This is a genomic window from Streptomyces sp. R-74717, from assembly GCF_047305335.1.
Classification (GTDB): domain Bacteria; phylum Actinomycetota; class Actinomycetes; order Streptomycetales; family Streptomycetaceae; genus Streptomyces; species Streptomyces atratus.
Window position 1 is genome coordinate 9,650,455 of record NZ_CP102361.1, and the last position, 17,849, is coordinate 9,668,303.

23 protein-coding genes and 4 pseudogenes are annotated in these 17,849 nt (G+C 68.0%); 16 read left to right on the forward strand and 11 right to left on the reverse strand.

Features of this window, described 5'->3' with window-relative positions:
- Positions 1-10: 10 nt before the first annotated feature.
- From NRF20_RS43795 to NRF20_RS43810, 4 genes and pseudogenes are all read right to left on the reverse strand, one after another.
- Entirely contained in the window at positions 11-340 is a 330-nt protein-coding gene (locus NRF20_RS43795; RefSeq protein ID WP_398634506.1) for a helix-turn-helix domain-containing protein, read from the reverse strand.
- The gene (locus NRF20_RS43800) at positions 337-564 is read right to left on the reverse strand and encodes a tyrosine-type recombinase/integrase (protein ID WP_413754687.1); all 228 of its coding nucleotides are present in this window, start codon (positions 562-564) and stop codon (positions 337-339) included. The genes NRF20_RS43795 and NRF20_RS43800 overlap by 4 nt, the downstream gene beginning before the upstream one ends.
- On the reverse strand, positions 482-1,414 hold the full coding sequence (locus tag NRF20_RS43805) for a site-specific integrase (RefSeq protein WP_413754717.1): 933 nt from the start codon (positions 1,412-1,414) through the stop codon (positions 482-484). Before NRF20_RS43805 ends, NRF20_RS43800 begins: the two co-directional genes overlap by 83 nt.
- Positions 1,415-1,626: 212 nt before the next feature.
- Positions 1,627-1,833: pseudogene (locus NRF20_RS43810) on the reverse strand (transposase); the annotation flags it as partial.
- Between the two features lie 130 nt (positions 1,834-1,963).
- On the opposite strand from NRF20_RS43810, the gene NRF20_RS43815 reads away from it, so the two are divergent.
- The gene (locus NRF20_RS43815) at positions 1,964-2,260 is read left to right on the forward strand and encodes a hypothetical protein (protein ID WP_398634504.1); all 297 of its coding nucleotides are present in this window, start codon (positions 1,964-1,966) and stop codon (positions 2,258-2,260) included.
- A 135-nt stretch (positions 2,261-2,395) separates the two neighbouring features.
- On the opposite strand, the pseudogene NRF20_RS43820 reads toward NRF20_RS43815, so the two are convergent.
- Together NRF20_RS43820 and NRF20_RS43825 are read right to left on the reverse strand one after the other, a co-directional pair.
- A pseudogene (locus tag NRF20_RS43820) lies at positions 2,396-2,506 on the reverse strand (site-specific integrase); the annotation flags it as partial.
- Positions 2,475-2,855, reverse strand: a pseudogene (locus tag NRF20_RS43825) (hypothetical protein); the annotation flags it as partial. The pseudogenes NRF20_RS43820 and NRF20_RS43825, both read right to left, overlap by 32 nt.
- Positions 2,856-3,022: 167 nt before the next feature.
- Here NRF20_RS43825 and NRF20_RS43830 point away from each other — a divergent pair.
- The 3 genes from NRF20_RS43830 (at position 3,023) to NRF20_RS43840 (ending at position 6,755) form a co-directional block, all read left to right on the forward strand.
- Positions 3,023-4,726 carry an amidohydrolase gene (locus NRF20_RS43830; RefSeq protein ID WP_413754354.1) on the forward strand — a complete coding sequence of 568 codons (1,704 nt, stop codon included), beginning with the start codon at positions 3,023-3,025 and terminating at the stop codon, positions 4,724-4,726.
- A 28-nt stretch (positions 4,727-4,754) separates the two neighbouring features.
- Positions 4,755-5,531 carry a LuxR C-terminal-related transcriptional regulator gene (locus NRF20_RS43835; protein WP_413754355.1) on the forward strand — a complete coding sequence of 259 codons (777 nt, stop codon included), beginning with the start codon at positions 4,755-4,757 and terminating at the stop codon, positions 5,529-5,531.
- 354 nt (positions 5,532-5,885) lie between these two features.
- Complete coding sequence (locus tag NRF20_RS43840) at positions 5,886-6,755, forward strand: hypothetical protein (protein WP_413754356.1); 870 nt, start codon at positions 5,886-5,888, stop codon at positions 6,753-6,755.
- Positions 6,756-6,796: 41 nt separating this feature from the next.
- Here NRF20_RS43840 and NRF20_RS43845 read toward each other — a convergent pair whose 3' ends face one another.
- Entirely contained in the window at positions 6,797-6,955 is a 159-nt protein-coding gene (locus NRF20_RS43845) for a hypothetical protein (protein ID WP_413754357.1), read from the reverse strand.
- Positions 6,956-7,166: 211 nt separating this feature from the next.
- On the opposite strand from NRF20_RS43845, the gene NRF20_RS43850 reads away from it, so the two are divergent.
- The 10 genes from NRF20_RS43850 (at position 7,167) to NRF20_RS43895 (ending at position 13,864) form a co-directional block, all read left to right on the forward strand.
- Positions 7,167-7,640 (forward strand): RICIN domain-containing protein, encoded by a 474-nt coding sequence (locus NRF20_RS43850; RefSeq protein ID WP_413754358.1) that lies wholly within the window; start codon positions 7,167-7,169, stop codon positions 7,638-7,640.
- A gap of 64 nt (positions 7,641-7,704) precedes the next feature.
- Positions 7,705-7,920: a hypothetical protein gene (locus tag NRF20_RS43855; protein WP_413754359.1), complete on the forward strand. Its 216-nt coding sequence runs from the start codon at positions 7,705-7,707 to the stop codon at positions 7,918-7,920.
- Positions 7,920-8,816 (forward strand): PDZ domain-containing protein, encoded by an 897-nt coding sequence (locus NRF20_RS43860; protein WP_413754360.1) that lies wholly within the window; start codon positions 7,920-7,922, stop codon positions 8,814-8,816. Before NRF20_RS43855 ends, NRF20_RS43860 begins: the two co-directional genes overlap by 1 nt.
- Before the next feature lie 407 nt (positions 8,817-9,223).
- Complete coding sequence (locus NRF20_RS43865) at positions 9,224-9,703, forward strand: hypothetical protein (RefSeq protein ID WP_413751749.1); 480 nt, start codon at positions 9,224-9,226, stop codon at positions 9,701-9,703.
- A gap of 78 nt (positions 9,704-9,781) precedes the next feature.
- Positions 9,782-10,612, forward strand: a complete 831-nt coding sequence (locus tag NRF20_RS43870; RefSeq protein WP_413754361.1) for a transposase family protein — start codon at positions 9,782-9,784, stop codon at positions 10,610-10,612.
- Between the two features lie 508 nt (positions 10,613-11,120).
- Positions 11,121-11,426: a transposase gene (locus NRF20_RS43875; protein ID WP_331737113.1), complete on the forward strand. Its 306-nt coding sequence runs from the start codon at positions 11,121-11,123 to the stop codon at positions 11,424-11,426.
- A 62-nt stretch (positions 11,427-11,488) separates the two neighbouring features.
- A complete protein-coding gene (locus NRF20_RS43880) occupies positions 11,489-11,848 on the forward strand; it encodes an IS3 family transposase (RefSeq protein WP_413754290.1) in 360 nt (119 codons plus the stop codon).
- A 12-nt stretch (positions 11,849-11,860) separates the two neighbouring features.
- Entirely contained in the window at positions 11,861-12,334 is a 474-nt protein-coding gene (locus NRF20_RS43885) for a DDE-type integrase/transposase/recombinase (RefSeq protein WP_413754688.1), read from the forward strand.
- A 143-nt stretch (positions 12,335-12,477) separates the two neighbouring features.
- The gene (locus NRF20_RS43890; RefSeq protein WP_398634915.1) at positions 12,478-12,828 is read left to right on the forward strand and encodes a protein kinase domain-containing protein; all 351 of its coding nucleotides are present in this window, start codon (positions 12,478-12,480) and stop codon (positions 12,826-12,828) included.
- Positions 12,829-12,859: 31 nt separating this feature from the next.
- Positions 12,860-13,864 (forward strand): protein kinase domain-containing protein, encoded by a 1,005-nt coding sequence (locus NRF20_RS43895; protein WP_398634899.1) that lies wholly within the window; start codon positions 12,860-12,862, stop codon positions 13,862-13,864.
- 152 nt (positions 13,865-14,016) lie between these two features.
- Here NRF20_RS43895 and NRF20_RS43900 read toward each other — a convergent pair whose 3' ends face one another.
- The 3 genes and pseudogenes from NRF20_RS43900 to NRF20_RS43910 all read right to left on the reverse strand — a co-directional run.
- Positions 14,017-14,280 carry a hypothetical protein gene (locus NRF20_RS43900; RefSeq protein ID WP_398634900.1) on the reverse strand — a complete coding sequence of 88 codons (264 nt, stop codon included), beginning with the start codon at positions 14,278-14,280 and terminating at the stop codon, positions 14,017-14,019.
- Between the two features lie 220 nt (positions 14,281-14,500).
- Positions 14,501-14,716, reverse strand: a complete 216-nt coding sequence (locus NRF20_RS43905) for a hypothetical protein (RefSeq protein ID WP_398634901.1) — start codon at positions 14,714-14,716, stop codon at positions 14,501-14,503.
- Between the two features lie 59 nt (positions 14,717-14,775).
- Positions 14,776-15,097, reverse strand: a pseudogene (locus NRF20_RS43910) (hypothetical protein); the annotation flags it as partial.
- 261 nt (positions 15,098-15,358) lie between these two features.
- On the opposite strand from NRF20_RS43910, the gene NRF20_RS43915 reads away from it, so the two are divergent.
- Positions 15,359-15,601, forward strand: a complete 243-nt coding sequence (locus NRF20_RS43915) for a hypothetical protein (RefSeq protein ID WP_398634902.1) — start codon at positions 15,359-15,361, stop codon at positions 15,599-15,601.
- Positions 15,602-15,777: 176 nt separating this feature from the next.
- Entirely contained in the window at positions 15,778-17,424 is a 1,647-nt protein-coding gene (locus tag NRF20_RS43920) for an alpha/beta hydrolase (protein WP_398634903.1), read from the forward strand.
- Between the two features lie 273 nt (positions 17,425-17,697).
- Here NRF20_RS43920 and NRF20_RS43925 read toward each other — a convergent pair whose 3' ends face one another.
- Positions 17,698-17,844, reverse strand: a complete 147-nt coding sequence (locus NRF20_RS43925; protein ID WP_398634904.1) for a hypothetical protein — start codon at positions 17,842-17,844, stop codon at positions 17,698-17,700.
- Positions 17,845-17,849: the final 5 nt, after the last annotated feature.

The window sequence follows — 17,849 nt, forward strand, 5'->3', positions numbered from 1 at the left end:
GGTGGCCAGGTCACATCGGCGGCAGGGAACGGCCGTCGCGGCGCTTGGGCACGACGGCCGGAGCCACCGCCAAGCCGGTCGTGGCCTCCCGGACGACAGCCTGTTGACCTGGGCGCCTGACTTTCCCGGGCTCGGGAATCAGCAGATCGCTGATCTCACAGCCGAGTACGACGCAGATCACGTCCAGGTCCTCCAGCTTGAGGGAGACCGGCTGGCCGGACCACAGGCCGGACATCTTCCCGGCCGAGATCACCAAGCCGTGTTCGGCCAGGCTCCGCTGGAGCTCGGAGGCTTTCCAGATCCCCTTGTTCGCGGCGGTCAGCCGCAGGTTCCACTTCATCCCATCAGTCCTTCCAGCCGCTTCGCGGCCCGCTGCTGCCCGGACACCCAGGCGTCCTCGACCCGGGTCTGCCGGACGTGGATGTACCGCATCGTGGTGGCGATCCAGGAGTGTCCGAGGACCTCCTGGATCCCGAGCAGGTCAAGGCCCCCGAGATAGAGTTCGGACGCGCAGAAGTGCCGCAGGACGTGTGGCGTGAGATTGTCGGGCCCAGGCGGGCAGATGGGCCTTCGCCGCGGCGGCCAGACCGTTGCGCAAGGCGTCGTCGCCGACGCGGCGCGAGGAGCCGTCTGAGTTCTTGCGCTCGGAGGGGAACAGCGGGGCACCGGGGCGGGTGTGGTCGTCGTCGAACTGGCCCCAGACGTCCTCGATGAACCACCGCAGTGTGCGGTCGGCGCCGTTGATCAGCGGCACCATCCGCTCGCGCGGGCCCGATCCGCGGGCGCCTTTGCCGTGGCGCACGTGGAGCTTGCCGAAGCGGCCCAGCTCCCACTTGATGTCGGCCAGATCGAGCTTGCAGGCCTCACTCACCCTGAGTCCGACCTGCGACATCAATGCCGATGCGGTGTAGTTCCGCGCGGTCGGGGCGAACTTGCGGCAGATCGCCAGCTCGCCGCCCCAACCGGTGAACAGTGTCTTGATCTCCGGCTCGGTCGGAGGGATCCGCAAAGCCGCGTCCTTGGATCCCCGCGGCCGGTTCATCTCGTCGATCGGGCACTCGACGACCCGCCCGGTCATCCGATGGATCTCGACCTTGTGCCGCAGCTCCAGGAACAGGAAGTACGTGGTCAGCGCCTGCGCGCGAGCCAACCGGGTGCCGCTCGGCGAACCCCGCAGCACCTTCCCGAAGTACCCGTCAGCGTCAGTCGGCTCCATATCCCACAGCGGCCGGCCAAACCAGGCCCGCATCTGGTCCAGGTGCCCAACGTCCCCGCGGATGGTGCCGTCCGCAAGCCCTGCCGAAGCCCGCGCGAGGACGAACCCGGCGAGCACGTCGGTCTCGAACTGCTCCAGTTCCTCCGCCGAGACCGGATCTCGGAACTCGCGCAAGTCGCGTACGGCTGCCAGCGCCAACCCGAGCCTCCTCACCTTCACCCCGATGACAGATCGATCGGACGAAGTGAGAACGCATCAAGAATCCTGAAGTTACGTCACCAGCTCGAAGAACACCCCAAGGAGACAGAACACCCTGGCCACAGGGACAAGGACTCAGCTGGGCTCAGGGAAACTCGCGGGATGTCGCACAAGAGATGGGCCATGACACCTACCTGGGGACAGTAGCCCGCGGGCTGCCCGCCCCGCCCCAGAAGCCAGGCCGGTACCGGCAGCAACGGCCGGATGGCCGCCCACTCCGCGTCCGTCATGTCCGACGGATACCTGCGCAGCCGATCAGGATGATCGGCCGCGTTGCCGTACACGTGCGCGAGACAATCGCACGATTGGACGGCCGAGTTGAGATCAGTGGGCGTGAGCGCGTACAACTGCGACAACAGGGCCTCCTGGTACTGCTCGGTTCGGTTCGCACCTCCGAGCTACCAAGGGGCCCTGCCTTCATGCCGCGATCACCGGAAGATCACCCGGCCTGGGACCCTGTTCGATCCGCACGTTCCAAGATCGGTTGAGATGCGGCTTCTCACGCCAGCGCCGATGGGCGTGCATACGTTCGACTTTCACATCAGCGAAGTGGACCTCAGTGCCCATACCTGCTTCGCGAAGCCGGCTGACGGAGTACCGGACTTCCCGCACACGGTTTCGCCCCTTGATCCCGAGTACTTCATCATCCGGACCGAGCTCGGCGCACCAGGAGATGTCAAGTGGCGTGTCCTGGTTCACTGGACGTACAGCGGGCAATCGGGCATGGTGATCGCCGACGCAGAGGGACAGCCCTTCCGTCTCGTGCCGCCTGGATCGCGTCGCTGACAAGAGTGACGGCACACGGCTGTGCGAGCAACGCCCGAAGCAGCGTTCTAACTAACAGGGGCCCGTAGGTCAGCAGTGCTGGCAGCCAGCACAGTGGTCAACTGCTTGCGCAGTGTGTCTCCCGGGGCTGCCCCTTCAGCGTCTGCTGTCGCCTGGTGCGAGCAGGCTGGTGAGCTCGGCGATGGCCTGTGGGGAGGGCTTGAAGTAGCGGCGGACGTTCTCCGGCTCTTTGTGCCGGGTCCTTGCCTTTGCCGCCACGTTCGGCCCATTGGCGTCCGGGATGGGGCTGGAGGTTGACCGGGCCGAACTCGTCCATGCAGAAGATGACTTCGGGCTCGCCCTGCTCGGGCATCACCTCGCCGTCGGCGATGGCATAGAGATGCTCGACGCGGGCCTTCTTGGCCGCGTAATCGGGGTCGTTCGAGGTCTTCCAGCTCTTTACGCTTTGAAAGGTGACGCCTTCCTCGCGGAGCAGGATGCGCAGGCCCTCGTGGCTGATGTCGTCGACCACCCCCTCGGCGACCAGGAATTCGGCCAGCTTGACCAGGCTCCAGGTCATCGTTGCCCGGGTACGGCGAACCGCGATTCGCCCCATGCCCTCCCGAAGCCCGACGCGATCCCGAGCACGAGGCGTCAGCCTGCCACTGCGAGAGCGCGTATCGGTGGGATGACCGATGTGCGAGGGGTGGGGGCGTGGCCATAGTCGTCGGGAGATCGTTCGCGGGTGGCCGTGGTGCGCCCGGTATTCGAAAGGACCCTTCAGTGGACACGTATGCGGATCTGGTGTTTCTCGGCGGGCGGGTGGTCACGGTCGATGCGGAGTTCTCCGTCGCCTCGGCCCTGGCGGTGACCGGTGGGGTCATCAGTGCCGTCGGCGGGCAAGACGACGTCGCGCCGCTCGTCGGACCCGACACCCGCGTCGTCGACCTGCGGGGGGCGACGCTGCTTCCCGGTATCAACGATTCCCATCTGCACGGATGCGCCTTCGGCATGTCGACGCCGCCGCTCTCCCTCGACCTCAGCCATCCCGCCGTGTCCTCCCTCGCGGACGTGGCCGAGGCGGTACGGGAGGCCGTCGGGCGGGTTCCGGGCGGGCAGTGGATCACGGGGCACGGCTGGGACACCGGTTACCTCGACGAGTGCGTCTCCGATCCGTCGCGACTGCCCTCGCGGCGCGACCTCGCCGCCGTGAGCCCGGACCACCCCGTCGTCCTGTACTCCTTCTCCGGGCACGCCACCTGGGTCAACTCCAAGGCACTGGAGCTCATCGGGATCGACCGGCACACCGTCGCGCCGCCCGGCGGGGCCATCGTCGTGGACGAAGACGGGGAGCCGACCGGGCTGCTCCACGAGGGGGCCCAGGCCCTCACCCAGAACGCGCTGCCGCCGCTCAGCTGGCAGGAGCGGACCGACGCGATCAGGTCGAACCTCGCCACACTCGCCCGGCTCGGCATCACCAGCTACACCGAGCCCGGACTCGGCCCCGGCGGCGACGGCATCATGCGGGGCGCGCTCGGTGCGGAAACTCTCGACGTCTACCGCCGGCTGCTGGCCGACGGCGAACTGACCGCCCGCCTCGGCGTCCTGCTTCTGCCCACCGGTATGGCCAGCACCGTCGAGGAGTTCGCCCGCACCCTCACCGCCCTCGGCGAGTCCGGCGACGCCGATCCTCGCCGCATCGCGATCCACGGGGTCAAGATCTTCGCCGACGGCATCGTCCCCAACAAGACGTCCTGGATGCACGAGCCGTACGTCGGCGGCGGCTGCGGCTCCCTGTGCGTCGGCGGCGAGACCGACGCCGAGCGGATCGCCGAGATCGACGCCATCATCCGGCATGCCCACGCCGCCGGGCACCAGCTGGGCGTCCACGTCACCGGCGACCGGGCCATCGACACCGTCGCGGACGCCTTCGCCGCTGCCGTGGCCGAGCACCCGCGGCCCGACGCCCGCCACTATGTCATCCACGGCGACCTCCTCACCGAGCACAGCATGAAGGTGCTGGCCGCGCACGGCTTCGGCGTCAACATGAACCCCACCATCAAGTGGACCGTCGCCGACATGGAGGAGGACTTCGTCGGAGCTGAACGGGCCGCGTACGCATGGCCCTACCGCGATGCCATCGACGCCGGAGTACGGGTCGCGAGCGGGTCCGACGCCCCTGTCACGTACCCGGACTGGCGCCAGGGCGTCGCCACCATGATCCTGCGCGAGTCCAAGGCCACAGGCCGGGTCAGCGGCCCCGAGCAGCGCATCGGTCTGGCCGAGGCGATCCGTACGTACACGATCGACGCGGCCTGGCAGGACTTCGCCGACGACTGGAAGGGCTCCCTGGAGCCGGGCAAGGTCGCCGATCTCTGCGTGCTCGACGGGGACCTGCTCACCGCCGACCCCCACGACATCCCGGAGATGCCCGTCGTCCTCACCGTCGTGGACGGGCAGGTCGTGCACGACACCCTTCGCGATTGACGTACTCCGGGTACATGATCATCCTTGGATGATGGCAGCGGAGCGGAGCACGGCAGACATCCTGGGCGCGGCCGTCCACGTCCGTGAGGCCGCCAGGAGTGCCACGAGCGGCGCGACCGGCGTCGACACGGTCCTGGCGGCGCTGTCGGAGGTGATGGAGTACGACCACGCCTCCCTGGCCCGATGGGATCCGCTGCGCCGGCGACACACCACCCTGGCCGGGAGCTACCCGGACGACGCCACGGCCTACATCGAGACACGCCTCCACCACGACCCGGTGTTCCCCGTGCTCCGCAGCCCGGCCCGAGGCGGTCTCTGGTTCAGGGACGTCCCCGGCCAGCTCCTGGCGGCATCCCCGGGCTTCCAGGAGGTGCTGTCTCCCCTCGGCATCGAGGACGGCGTGGCCCAGTGCCTGTTCGCCGCCGACGGCCGGTACGTCGGCATGCTGAACGTCAGCACCCGCCGACCGCGGCACGCGCCCGATCCGGCGCGCGCCGTGGTCACCCTGCTCACCGAGGCCCTCGCCGCGGCCGTCGACCCCCGCGCAGGCACGCCGCCCGAGGAGATCGCCGCGGCCGACCCCGCCACGGACGCGCGGCGGCCTGGCGGACTCTCGCCACGGGAGCTCCAGGTGCTGGCCGAACTGACCGCCGGCCGCACCAACCGGGAGATCGCCGAGCGGCTGTACATCACGCCGCGCACCGTAGGGACCCACGTCGAGCACATCCTCGCCAAGCTCGACCTCCCCAACCGCGCGGCCGCCGCCGCCCGAGCCGCCGCCTGGGGAATCGAACCCTCCGGCTGACGCGATCCCGGCAGCGCAAAACGCTTGGACCGCGGGCGTGCCCCTGCGGGACACTCCGTTTCCTCACCTGCTGGGGCGACAACAGAGGGTTGAGGCAGGGCCAGTGTGGTCCCACGCCTGCCGGCTGGACGATCTTGTGCTGCCGTACGCGCTGTCCGCCCCGTGCTCAACTCGCCAAATCAAATGCTCAGTCACAGAAGAAGGTGACTGAGTGCTGCAATTGTCCTTACGTTCCTGGAACGGGATGGTCGAGCCATTCGTAGGGGGTTGGACCGCCCATGGGCGTCGGGTGTGGACGCTCGGTCACCAGCCTCGCCGAGCGCGTCCGTACCGCGCACGAGGCGCGCGTCGGGTTTGCTCTCGGCTACGGGCTCCTGGGCGGCGTATGCCGAGGCCGAGTTCGGTATCAGCCGCGCCCAGGCGTACCGCCTGATCGAGGTCTCCCGCGCGGCCGGCATCGTCGGCGACGCCGTTATCGCCGCGGACCCAGTGTCTTGCATGCGAGACACCGACACGGCGGCCGCGCTCGACTTCGGCCTGTCCCAGCGGGTGCTTCTGGCCGTCTCCGGCTGCGCCGAACAGGTCGCGGACCTGATCGCCCGCCGCCTCGCCCCCTTGCTTGCCGTCAGCGCCCTAGCCATCGGTGAGCTGATGCTCGAAGTCGCCCCCGCCTACCTCTCCGACCACCAGGCCGCCGACCGCCTCGCCCTGCTCTGCGACGAGATCGGTGAAACCCTCGACCACGGCCTCGCTGTCCGCCGCTACGCCCTCACCGGCGACCGCCGCGCCCCGACGGCGCCGTCCTCTCCCATACTGCCGGCTACGGGCTGGTCTCGTACTGGACCACCTACCTCAAGGCCAACTATCCGGCCGAGTACCTGGCGGCCCCGCTCACCTTCGTGGGCGACGACAGGGTACGACGCCCGCGAGGACCGACGCCGCCAGGAACAGGAAGCGGCCTGGGCCGTGGAGGACCAGCGACGGCGCGAGAAACTGGCCCGGTGGGAAGCCACATGGGAGTGCCCGTCCTGCCAGACCGATATCGAGCCCAGCTCCGTGGGCCCGGACGGGTACCGCCCCGCTGAACGCGGCCTGTGCCCGGCCTGCGAACACACCCGCCGTGAACTGGCATCACAGACAATCGCTTCCGGGAGCCCGGCCCGCCCCAACGGGATCCTTGCCCGCCGCCGCCTCCGCCTCCGCGCCCGTGCCGAAGAGCAGTAGGGCAAGGAACGGGAGGGGAAGTCAGTGCACAGTCCGTCAAATCATCCCGAGGCGTGCTCCGCGATGAGCCGGCGGCACTGCCGCGCGCGGTTGGCCAGTTCGTCGCCCAAAGCGGAAAGTTCAGCCAAGTAGTGCAGCAGGTCCGTGACGGCGTCGCGGTCCGGGCCACCAGCGGGCGGGGGCTCAGTGCTGTCTGGCACCAGCTGTTCTGTGGCAGCGGGCCATGAGCGCGCGCCTCCGGGGTTTGCGCGCACTCGGGATCGCCTCTTGGTACACGTTCGCGTGACGTACTGCCTGTGCCAATTACAAAGACCGAAAACAGGTGTTAACGCTGCGTAATTCAAGGTTTGGTCACAGGAAGGCTATTTCATGGGTTTTGTTACGGCGGCTGGGCGACGCGTCCTGACGGTTTTGGTTCTCACGGTATCCGTTGCGGGCACGGCGTCCACCGCAGGCGCGTCGGGTGCGGTCCTCTCCCAGGGCGGGTACGAGGTCCGGACCTTCGCCGGCAAGTGTCTCGATGTGAAGGGTCGGAGCGAGGTGGATGGCGCCCCGGTCATTCAGTACGAGTGCGGTGGCGCGGCAAACCAGCGATTCAGGATCGTTGAGGCTGACGGCGGGTACGAGGTCCGGACCTTCGCCGGTAAGTGTCTCGATGTGAAGGGTCGGAGCGAGGTGGACGGCGTCCCGGTCATTCAGTACGAGTGCGGGGGCGCGGCCAACCAGCAGTTCGATCTCGTGCAGGTCGGCAGCGGCGAGTACGAGATCCGGACCTTCGCCGGTAAGTGTCTCGATGTGAAGGGTCGGAGCGAGGTGGACGGCGTCCCGATCGTCCAGTACGAGTGCGGGGGCGCGGTCAACCAGCAGTTCAGGCTCATCGTCTGATCTGGCTGGCGACCGAACGCACAGAACGCGGCGGGGGCACTGGTCCTCGCTGCACCGTGCGTCCATGGGCATCGGTGAGTGGCGCCGCGCGATCGGCGTCCATCAAGGCTTCTGCCAGCCGTCCGGCGCACGGGTGAAGGTCGACCTGCTGGCCGATGTGGGAGCCCACCAGCCCTACCTGCTGACACCCCAAGGGGGCATCCGCCGGGAGCGGTCACCTACAGCCGCCAGCACGAAGCCCCGGGCGAGGACGCCCGGGGCTTCTCTGCACTTCGTGTAATGGCCACCGCGCGCACCGGCGGCGAGAAGCTGCGTGGAAGACTGATGGGCCCATTGGGTGGTTTGGTTGCATTTTGTGCGTATGCCTGGGGCGTGGCTGGGACGGTTGTGGCGTCGTCGATTCACGAAGGGCCCCTGATGATCCGTAGATTCGCCCGGCTATGCAGTGCTGTTGCTCTGGGCACCGCAATGCTCACGGCCGCAGCGGTTGCGCCTGCCAGCGCATTCGCCGCATCGGCCGCGGTATCCGCGCCGAGCCAGCTCAAATCCCTACCGCCGCAGCAGAACATCCCCTCCCTGGACGCCGGCGGGCCTGCCGGGACCGTCAGCTATCCCCCGGACGGTCAGCGGCACCCCGGGCCCAGCACCATCACCATCCAGGCGCCGCCCTACACCCGCATCGTCGGACTGGACCTGCGGTGCAGCGGGATGGGGTGCCCGGTGAGTATCGCGCCTGACGGCAAGTCCGCCACGGCTCAGCTCACGGCTGGCACCTATGACTTCATCCGGCCGTGGACCGTCCACGTCGTCGCAGACATCGACGCTCCCCTGGCCGGGGGAACCTTCAGTGGCACCTTCACCGTGGACGGCGTGACACAGCCGCTCACCGTGCACATCACCCCCGGCATCCAGGGCATCATCGCGGCCAACCTCCGCAACACCAGCCCCTCCGGTGGTGGCGTGCGCGTACTCTCCGTCGACCCGGGCACCAACACTGCTGCGGCCGGCCTGCTGCCCGGTGACCGCATCGTCGAGGTCGCCGGAATCCTCACGCCCACCGTCAACGACCTCGACAACGTCCTGAGCGGCAAGCGGTCCGGAGCCACCTACCCCGTGACCGTCGATCGCGGTGGCGCGCTTGTCACCCTGCAGATCCCCCTGGACCCGGAACCGTAACTTCACAGGCGACACACCCCACATGGTGTGGCCCGTTCCCGTCCCGGATGCTGCTGGCGAATTCCGGGCCCGGCTCCTTCGCCCCGCTGGATCTGTCCGGCGGGGCGAAGTGCTGCGAGGTGGGTGCTGCGGGTGCGGCCCGCTGCAGATCGACACCTTGATCAGTTCGGGCGGCCACGATCTGGGCAGCGGTGGGATACTTGACGTCCACCCAATGATCAATTTCCATCCTGATTTCGCAGGTCACGGGGCTGGCGTGAGTCGATGGCGGGGTACTCGGGCTGGTCTGGAACATGATCGGTAGCAGGTGATCGATTGCCACGGGCCTCGTTCGCGGAAGTCGCCGTACGGGCGGTTGTCTCCTCGTAGGGTCCGGCAGGAAGATCCGGCCCGGGGAGGGGAAGTTCATGGTGGATGTACTGACATGGACGGTGGAACGGCGGGTCCTGCTGGCCGACCGCGCCGAGCGGCTGCGTAAGGAGCTCGCCGAGATCGATGTCGAGGTGGCCCGGCTGGAGGCCGCGGAGGTGGTGTTCGGCCAGTACGCCGAGGCGACGGACGGCGGCAGGCGGGACGATCCGGTGGTGGAGCCCGATCCGGTGGAGCCGGATCCGCCGGCGACGCAAGCGTCGGGAGCCGGCGGGATGCTGCTCGTGCCGCACCGCGTCGAGGGGATGAGCGAAGAGGTGCTGCCCGCCGACTATCAGCGGATTGTGCAGGTGGTCGCGGGTGCGTCCGACGGGCCGGTCAAGACCCGAGAGGTGTGCGAGAAGCTGGGGCTGGGCGTGCTGCCCGCGCAGACCGAGGCGATGCGGGGCAAGCTGAGGCGGCTCGCGGACCGGGGCTGGCTGCACCGCACCCCGTCAGGCCGCTACGGACCGCGCTGACACCAGCCCGGCATCCGGCCGCAAAGTGGCCGATTCCTGCCACAACGCGAGGGCCCCCGGCGGGAGTTGGCGTGTTTTGTGAAGAACAACCAGCCCGCCGAGGGCTCTCAGGATGCTGTCTACCAGGTTCGCCTTCCGGTGTCGAAGTCGACCATCGACCTCGTCGCCGACCTGATACGCAAGCAGCGCAAGAGGCTGGGCACCCGCTGGCGCAAGGTCACCCCGGGAACCCAAGCGATCATCGTGCTCGCCGTTCTCCGTCATGACCAGCGCCTTCTGGACATGGCCGGCGGCAACGACGTCTCCGCCTCGACCGTGCGCCGATGGGTGATCGAAGTGATCGGCCTGCTCTCTGCCCGCGCCCCGCGCCTGGACCGGGCCCTGAAGAAGATCGCCGACGATGGCGGGGTGGTCGTCCTGCTGGACGGCACTCTCGTGCGCACCCGCCGCCGCACCGGGACAGAGAACCGCAAGAACTACAGCGGGAAACACAAGTCCCATGGCCTGCTGTTTCTTGCGCTCACCGACGAGAAGGGCAACCTGATCTGGATCTCCGCGGCCAAGCCCGGGCGGTCCAGCGAGATCACCACCGCCCGCCACAGCAAGCTCACCGAGCATCTCCGCGAGGCCAAACTCGGGGCCCTGGCCGACCTCGGCTTCGTCGGCCTGGACGACGACCCTGACAACCCGGTGATCATCACCGGCCGCAAGGCCACCCGCAACCACCGGCTCACCGACGCCGAGAAGGAGGCCAACCGCCTGCTCAGCCATGAACGCGCCGCCGTCGAGCACGGCTTCGCAAACCTGAAGACCTGGCGATTCCTCAGCAAGGTCCGTATGAACACCCGCCACGCGACCACCCTCCTGCGGGCCCTACTCGTCCTGGCGAACAGCGAAGTGCAGAGGTGACAGACGATCTCCCTCTGCCGATCATGTCCTGGCCAGCACGAGTACCCCACTACAAGCTCACACCAGGCCCGTGACCAGCGAAATCAGGATGAAATTTCCTCAATGCTCGCCATGCAGGCAGGCGAGTGCCCTCGTCGTCGCTGAACAACGGACCCAGCTCACCCTGGACGCGGATCGCCGGGCTCCCCTTGGGGAGTGAGGCCCGCGCCACCCGCGTCTCCGCCGTAATCTCCCCCCATCCCACCGGCTGCATAGGCATCGACACCCACCCGTACGACAACGTCGGCTCCCCAGACCACAACACAGGTCCTGAGAACCGACGTCACTGTAGGGCCCGAGGTCCGGGGCGGCCTCGTTCCAGAGGCCGCTCCCATCCGTGTTTCCGGACTGTCCCGGGCCGGGCTAACGGCGATCGTGTCGATCCCTTCGGACGTCTGCTGAAGTTCCCCCCGATGTCAGGACAGCTTGATACTGGGACGTATGGGTCCCGGAGGAAGCAGTCCAGGTAGTGAGTAAGAAGAGCAACACGAGCAAGCGGTACACGGCGGAGTTCAAGAAGGACGCCGTCGATCTCGTCCGTTCCTCCGGGCGGACGGTGACGGAGGTCGCGCGAGAGCTCGGGGTGAGTTCCGAGGGCCTGCGGGGCTGGGTCAGGCAGGCCGGGATCGATCGGGGCGAGGGGCCGGCCGGGGTGTTGACCACCGCTGAGCGGGAGGAACTGGTCCGGCTGCGACGCAAGGTCCGCGAGCAGGAACAGACGATCGAGGTGCTGGGAAAAGCGACCGCCTTCTTCGCGCAGCAGAAGACGAAGTAGCCGCGCGCTACCGGTTCATCGACGCGGAGAAGGCATCCGAGGACAATCCCGGCGGCTACGGCGTGAGTCTGCTGTGCCGGGCGTTGAAGGTGGCGCGATCGGCGTATTACGTCTGGCTTGCCGCGCGGCCCGCCGCCGAGGTGCGCCAGGCGGCCGAGGACGAGCTCGCCGGGGAGATCCGGCAGATCCACGCCGATTCCCGTGGGGCTTACGGGGCCCCGCGGGTGACCGCGAAACTGCGACGCGGGGGCAGGCGGATCAATCGGAAGAAGGTCGAGCGGATCATGCGGGAGCGCGACATCCGCGGGATCACCCGCCGCAAGCGCCGCAGCCTGACCAAGGCCGACACCAAGGCGGCCCCGTCGCCGGACCTGGTCGGGAGGGACTTCACCGCCGCCGAGCCCGGCACGAAGCTGGTCTAGGACATCACATATCTGCCCACACTCGCCGGTTGGTGGCATCTGGCGACGGTCATCGACCTGGCGACCCGCGAAGTCATCGGGTACGCGATGGCCGACCACCATCGCGCCGAACTTGTTGTCGACGCCCTGAAGATGGCCGCCGGCCGCAGCGCCCTGAGGAAGGACTGCATCGCACACTCGGATCGCGGATCGGAGTACACGTCGAGTGAATACCGCAAGCTGATAAGGGAGTTGAAGCTGAGCCAGAGCATGGGACGAACCGGGTCATGTTACGATAGCGCCGCAGCCGAAAGCTTTTTCGGTTTACTGAAAGCGGAGATCGGGACCACCGTCTGGGAGTCCCACGAGGCTGCTCGCGCGGACGTCTTCCGCTTTATCGAGGTCGAGTACAACCGAACCCGTCTGCGCAAGCATCCAATCTACGGCTACGTCACCCCGATCGAGACCAGGGCCCTGGCGGCCCAAGATCTCACCCACGCAGCGTAAACATTCGCTGTCCGTGATCGTGGGGGAACTTCACTGCCGTAGAAGATAGGCGTACCGTGACCAACCGTGGGCATGACGCCGGTGACGCGTTGTTTGTCGCACAGGACGCAGTGCAGAGAGGGGGAGTTGTGCGCTCGGGGGAGGTGCTCGACGGTCGGTACCGGCTCATCGAGCAGCTAGGGGAAGGTGGGTTCGGAGAGGTTTGGAAGGCCCACGATCCGCGGGTGGACCGCCTGGTGGCGGTCAAGATCCTCCTTGGTGCGTGGGGGGAAAGCAGCCAGCACGTCGCACGCTTCGCTCGTGAAGCCTCCGTTGCTGGAGGGTTGGCACATCCCCACATCGTCACCGTCCATGACTTCGGCACCACGCAGTCGGAGGGACGCCCGATCGCGTTCCTGGTGATGGAGTTGCTCCACGGTCGGCCGCTCAGCGCCGAGCTGGAGACAGGCCCGCTGGGACTGCCGAAGGCCCTGCGTCGCCGCCTGCGTCGCTGACGCCCTCCACGCCGCTCACCAGGCCGGGTTGGTGCACCGGGACGTCAAGCCGTCCAACATCATGCTTCTATCGGGCACGGCGAAGGTCGTGGACTTCGGCATCGCCAAGGGCAACACCGCACCGCACGACATCACAACCGCCGGTGCGCTCATCGGCACCCCCGCCTACATGGCGCCTGAGTGCTTCTCCGGCACGCTGGACCACCGGTCGGACCTCTACGCGTTGGGCTGTGTGCTCTTTGAGATGTGCTCGGGAAAGCGGCCGTTCGACGGCAGCCCTTGGCAGCTCATGCACCGGCATCTGCACGAGCAGCCTCCGGTGCTGAGCACACTGCGTCCTGATGCGCCACCGGAGCTGGACACGCTCGTCGCCAGGCTGCTGGCCAAAGCTGCCGACGACCGCCCGAACAGCGCGGGTTCCGTCGCACAAGACCTCCGCCGGATCAGGGACACGCCAGTCCGGGTGCCGAAGAGCAGCCAGACCAAAGCAAAGCTCGACCGGGACATATTTGAGGCCTTCTTTGGAACCGGAGCATGGCAAGAAGTCGACCTCAAAGAAGCCTCAGGCCGCGGCAACCCCTTCAAGAAGCTCTTCAGCCGGGGCGGCCAGCAGGACAAGCCTGTACGCGGGGTGGACATTGAGTCGGAGGTGACGCTCAGCCAAGCGGAGGCAGACCAGGGGGCAGTAGTGCCTTTGCATATGGCCACCCACGGTCCTTGCCGTCCGTGTCACGCAACAGGCTGGGCGAGCGGGATCCCGCGGGTCTGCTCGGAGTGTGTGGGAACGGGACGGATCACGCAGGCCAACGATCACCGCGAGCAGTGCGCGGAATGCGGAGGGCGGGGCCTGAAAGCCAACGACCCCTGCCAGAACTGCTCCGGAACCGGCCGGGCCGAGAATGCGAAAACGATGCAGGTGAGGTTCCCTGCCGGTGTCCGGGCCGGACAGCGAGTCCGGCTCCGCGGACGAGGAGCACCGGGCAAGAACGGCGGAGAAGCGGGCGACTTGTTCGTGATCGTGCACGTTGTGCCATGAGAACCCGCACGTGGGGACGCCTCGGTCCCCCGGTTGAGATGAGTTGGCGGCCGAGGAGTCCGTCGGCGGCTGCCCGGCTGCTGAGCCAGGACGGCGGGGCCGTAGGCCGCCCCGCCTCAGAAGACATCCGCTTACCGATTCTCTGCGCGGCATCAGCCGCGACCTCGCCTGCCGCGACCGGGCCTCCGCCCCGGGATGGTGCACTGCGGCGTGAGCGGAGCCTTGGGACGCGCCGTTGCGATCAGCGACAGAGCCCGTTCACCCACCTGTACCTCACCGAGCACGTTCATGTCCGTACGCCGACACGCGTCGGCGGGGGAGTGGATCAGGTCGAACGTCGCGGTGCCCCAGGTGGTGCCGGGGGCCGGGATGGCGTCGATGTAGCCGTCTATGGCGAGGTGCGTCTGGGGGTTCATCAGCTGGCCTCCGCCAGGGTCTCGGTGGAGCGGGTTCGGGGGTGTGCTGCGCGAGGACCGGGAGCTCGCGGTTGCGCCTCTACTGCTCGGGGGTGAGCGGCTGGGGCTTCGGTCCGCGCCGGTGCCAGAGCGGGTGAGCGGGCGGCTCGGGGTAGGTCAGGGCGCATTCGGGGTCGTGCTGCGGGGGCTGCTTATGACGAGGGCCTCCAGGTGGAGGGGTTCAGGCGTGGTCGTCGTCGCGCCGGCGCTTGGGCTGGATGTCGGAGGCGAATCGCCCGAGGCGGGTCTCGGTGGGGTGCTTGGAGATCCAGTCCTCAGCGCACGTCTTGTGCACGGGCTCTCCGTAGTGGGAGCGCATCGGCGTGGGCTGCTCGCACAGCGCGCAGGGGCGGTCCTGCCACCGGTCGAAGTGCTGATTGTCACGCCAGTCCAGCAAGCCGCCGGGAGCTGGGATCAGGCCCGGCTCCTACAGCGGCTTCTTGCCGCGCTTGCGGGTCACGGCCGGAGGCGGGGCAGTTGCTGGAGGACCTGCGCGACCAGGTCCGGTGTCGGCTTCCAGGGACCGAGCTGCCCGCGGGCGGGGATGGGCAGAGCGAGATCCTGGACGTCGGCGAGGACCAGGTGTCAGACGCCGGGCTGTGCCCATTGCGTGCAGGGCGGGGAGCCGTCGGGGTCCTGGTGGCAGTCGGTGAGGCGGGCGACGCCGACCACGGCGCCGGTCACCAGGTCGCAGCCGCGGATCGTGCGGCCGACCAGCGGGGTGTGTAGGGCGGGACGGTCAAATCTGCTTGCCCGCATGCAGGAGTAGCCAGCCGCGCTTGTCTGGGGTAGGGCAAGTAAACCTCCTGGTAGATCGACATGTGCTGCGTCTGTCGCGTTGGGCACGTACTTTCGTCGTCCAGGTGACGACGAAACGTGGGCAGTGCCCATCCCAGATCGATGCGGCCATTGGAGGAGGCGTCGCGCCGAGGATAGCCGAGGTTGCACGTAGCACGTCTCGGCGGCGCTGGCTTTCGAACTTGCGAGCTAAGGGCAGATACGGCAAGCACGTTCACCGCAGGTGCCCGCTTTTCGTTGCATGACGCCGGTCAAGACGGTCGAGAAGTCCGCTGCCGCCACGCCGGAGGTTCCCGGTCTCGCCACCTCGTTGATCCGTGCGGCACTGGGCGAGGGCATGCGCCAGCGGATGGTCTTCCGCTGCCGGGCCCATGACTGGTCCCCGGATGTCGCCGCGTGGGTGACCGAGGTGTTCGTCGACGCGTTGCGTGCCGGGCGGGACCGAGCCCGTGCTGGTGACCGTCTCTGTTCGTCCCGTCGCTGAGGCGGGTACCGCCCGTCGCTGAGGGCGGTCCGTCCCCTACAACTCAGGGACCACCCATGACTGTTGTGTCATCCCCAGGGTGGAGGGGAGGTGCAGCCCGGCGAGGGATCCGCATGCGTGGCCGGTTCCTGAAAGATCTTTCCTGTCCGAAACATGCGACCGGAAGGATCGATATCGTGCGCAGACGACGTCTCGCGCCCCTGTTGGCCGTGAGTGTCACGGCAACGCTGGCTCCCGCGCTCGCCACCTCGACGGCCACCGCCGCTCCGGCAGCCACCCCGTCGACCGCCTCCTCGTCCGCCGCCACGGGCGCGCTGAACCGGTATGTGAAGCAGAAGCCGCAGTGGAAGCGGTGCGAAGCCGCCTCTCCGGCGGAGTTCGAGTGCGCCACGATCAAGGTTCCACTGGACTACCGGGTTCCCGGGGGCAAGCGGATCGACTTAGCCATATCCCGGATCAAGAGCACCGCGCCCGACAAGCGGCACGGTGTCCTGTTCTCCAACCCCGGCGGCCCGGGGGGACAGGGGCTCTACATGCCGCTGGGGATGCAGGAGAGCCTCCCCGAGTCCGCACAGCAGAAGTACGACCTCATCGGCTTCGACCCGCGCGGTGTGGGACAGAGCAACCCGGTTTCCTGCGATCTGGAGCCGGAGGAGGAGAACTGGCTGCGGCCGTACAAGGAGGAGACGCTCGACAAGGACGTCGCCTGGGCACGCGACGTCGCGAACAAGTGCAAGGAGAAAGCGGGCGACACGCTCCCGCACATCACCACGCGCAACACCGCGCGCGACATGGATCTGCTCCGGGCGATCCTCGGTGAGAAGAAGATCTCGTACGTGGGTTACTCGTACGGCACCTACCTGGGCGCCGTCTACACCCAGCTCTTCCCGGGCCGGGCCGACCGGTTCGTGCTGGACAGCGCGGTCGATCCGGCGCGCGCCTGGCGAGGGATGATCCAGTGGTGGGCGGAGGGCGCCGAGCCCGCGTTCGACCGGTGGACTGAGTGGGCCGCCGAGCGTTCAGAGAAGTACGGCCTCGGTGACACCCCGAAGCAGGTCGACCGGACCTTCTGGGACCTGGTCGCGCAGGCCGACGAGAAGCCCATCGAGGTAGAGGGGCAGCCGACCACCGGTGATGACATCCGGAGCGGTATGCGCGGGGCGGTCTTCAGCCCAAAGTACGCCACCGAGGGGGTCGTGGAGCTGAAGAAGGCCGCGGCCGGCGAGCCCGCCTCCGCGAAGAAGCTCGCGGCGTTCGCCGGATCCGAGGGAACCAGGACTGCGGGCGCCGCCGCCGATGCCGCCGAGGTGCCGTCCGACAACATGACGGCGAGCTTCTGGGCCGTGGTGTGCGGCGACAACTCGGCCGCGTGGTCCCGCGATCCTGAGAGCTACCGGCTGGACGCCATCGAGGACAAGGGCCGTTACCCGCTCTACGGTGACTTCGCTTCCAGCATCAAGCCCTGTGCATTCTGGGACAAGTCCGTGGAACCGGCAACCAAGGTGAACAACAAGGTCGGCTCCCTGGTCGTCCAGAACGAGTGGGACTCGCAGACTCCGCTGCCCAGCGGTCAGGCCCTGCACGCCGACCTGAAGGGCTCGAAAATGGTCACCGTCCTAGGCGGCGAGGGCCATGGCGTCTACCCGAACGGCAACGCGTGCACGGACGGCACGGTCACCGACTACCTGCTCACCGGTAAGCTCCCGGCGAAGGACGTGACCTGCGAGGCGACGGCCGACTCGAACGCGGAGGCACGGAAGAACCAGAAGCGGGACGTGCTCCCCGGGTCTCCGCTCCCGGAGCGTGCCCCGGACCGTTTCTGAGCCCGGTCGCATGGCCCATTGCCGCATGACCCATTGAAGATGGGGCGGGACCTCCCGGCGGGGTCCCGCCCCATAGTGGATGCGACCGACTGAGCTCGCGGCTCAGACGACGAGTGGGCCGTTGCGTGAGATTCCTGATCCAGCGGGCGCCGAAGGAGTCGATGAACACGTCGGTCACGGAGCCTCCAGGCTCGTAGGGGGGAGAAGCCGGCGTGCCGCTCGGCCGGGAAGGCCAGGGCGGCGCTCGGTGGTGTCGGTGATGACGGGAGCTCTTCAGCTGGCCTGTGCGAGGAGCTCGCGGTTGCGACGCTGCTGCTCGGGCGTGAGTGGCGGGGGCTTCGGGTCGTGCCGGTGCCAGAGCGGGGAAGCGGGCGGCTCGGGATAGGCGAGGTCGGTGTCGTGCTGTGGGGTGCTGTTCATGACGA

Coding starts and splice junctions, on each gene's coding strand:
- NRF20_RS43865 (WP_413751749.1), top strand. CDS start 9,224: ATGGTGGATGTACTGACATGGACGGTGGAACGGCGGGTCCTGCTGGCC.
- NRF20_RS43795 (WP_398634506.1), bottom strand. CDS start 340: ATGAAGTGGAACCTGCGGCTGACCGCCGCGAACAAGGGGATCTGGAAA.
- NRF20_RS43915 (WP_398634902.1), top strand. CDS start 15,359: ATGACGCCGGTCAAGACGGTCGAGAAGTCCGCTGCCGCCACGCCGGAG.
- NRF20_RS43815 (WP_398634504.1), top strand. CDS start 1,964: ATGCGGCTTCTCACGCCAGCGCCGATGGGCGTGCATACGTTCGACTTT.
- NRF20_RS43855 (WP_413754359.1), top strand. CDS start 7,705: ATGGGCATCGGTGAGTGGCGCCGCGCGATCGGCGTCCATCAAGGCTTC.
- NRF20_RS43925 (WP_398634904.1), bottom strand. CDS start 17,844: ATGAACAGCACCCCACAGCACGACACCGACCTCGCCTATCCCGAGCCG.
- NRF20_RS43900 (WP_398634900.1), bottom strand. CDS start 14,280: ATGAACCCCCAGACGCACCTCGCCATAGACGGCTACATCGACGCCATC.
- NRF20_RS43835 (WP_413754355.1), top strand. CDS start 4,755: ATGATGGCAGCGGAGCGGAGCACGGCAGACATCCTGGGCGCGGCCGTC.
- NRF20_RS43860 (WP_413754360.1), top strand. CDS start 7,920: ATGGCCACCGCGCGCACCGGCGGCGAGAAGCTGCGTGGAAGACTGATG.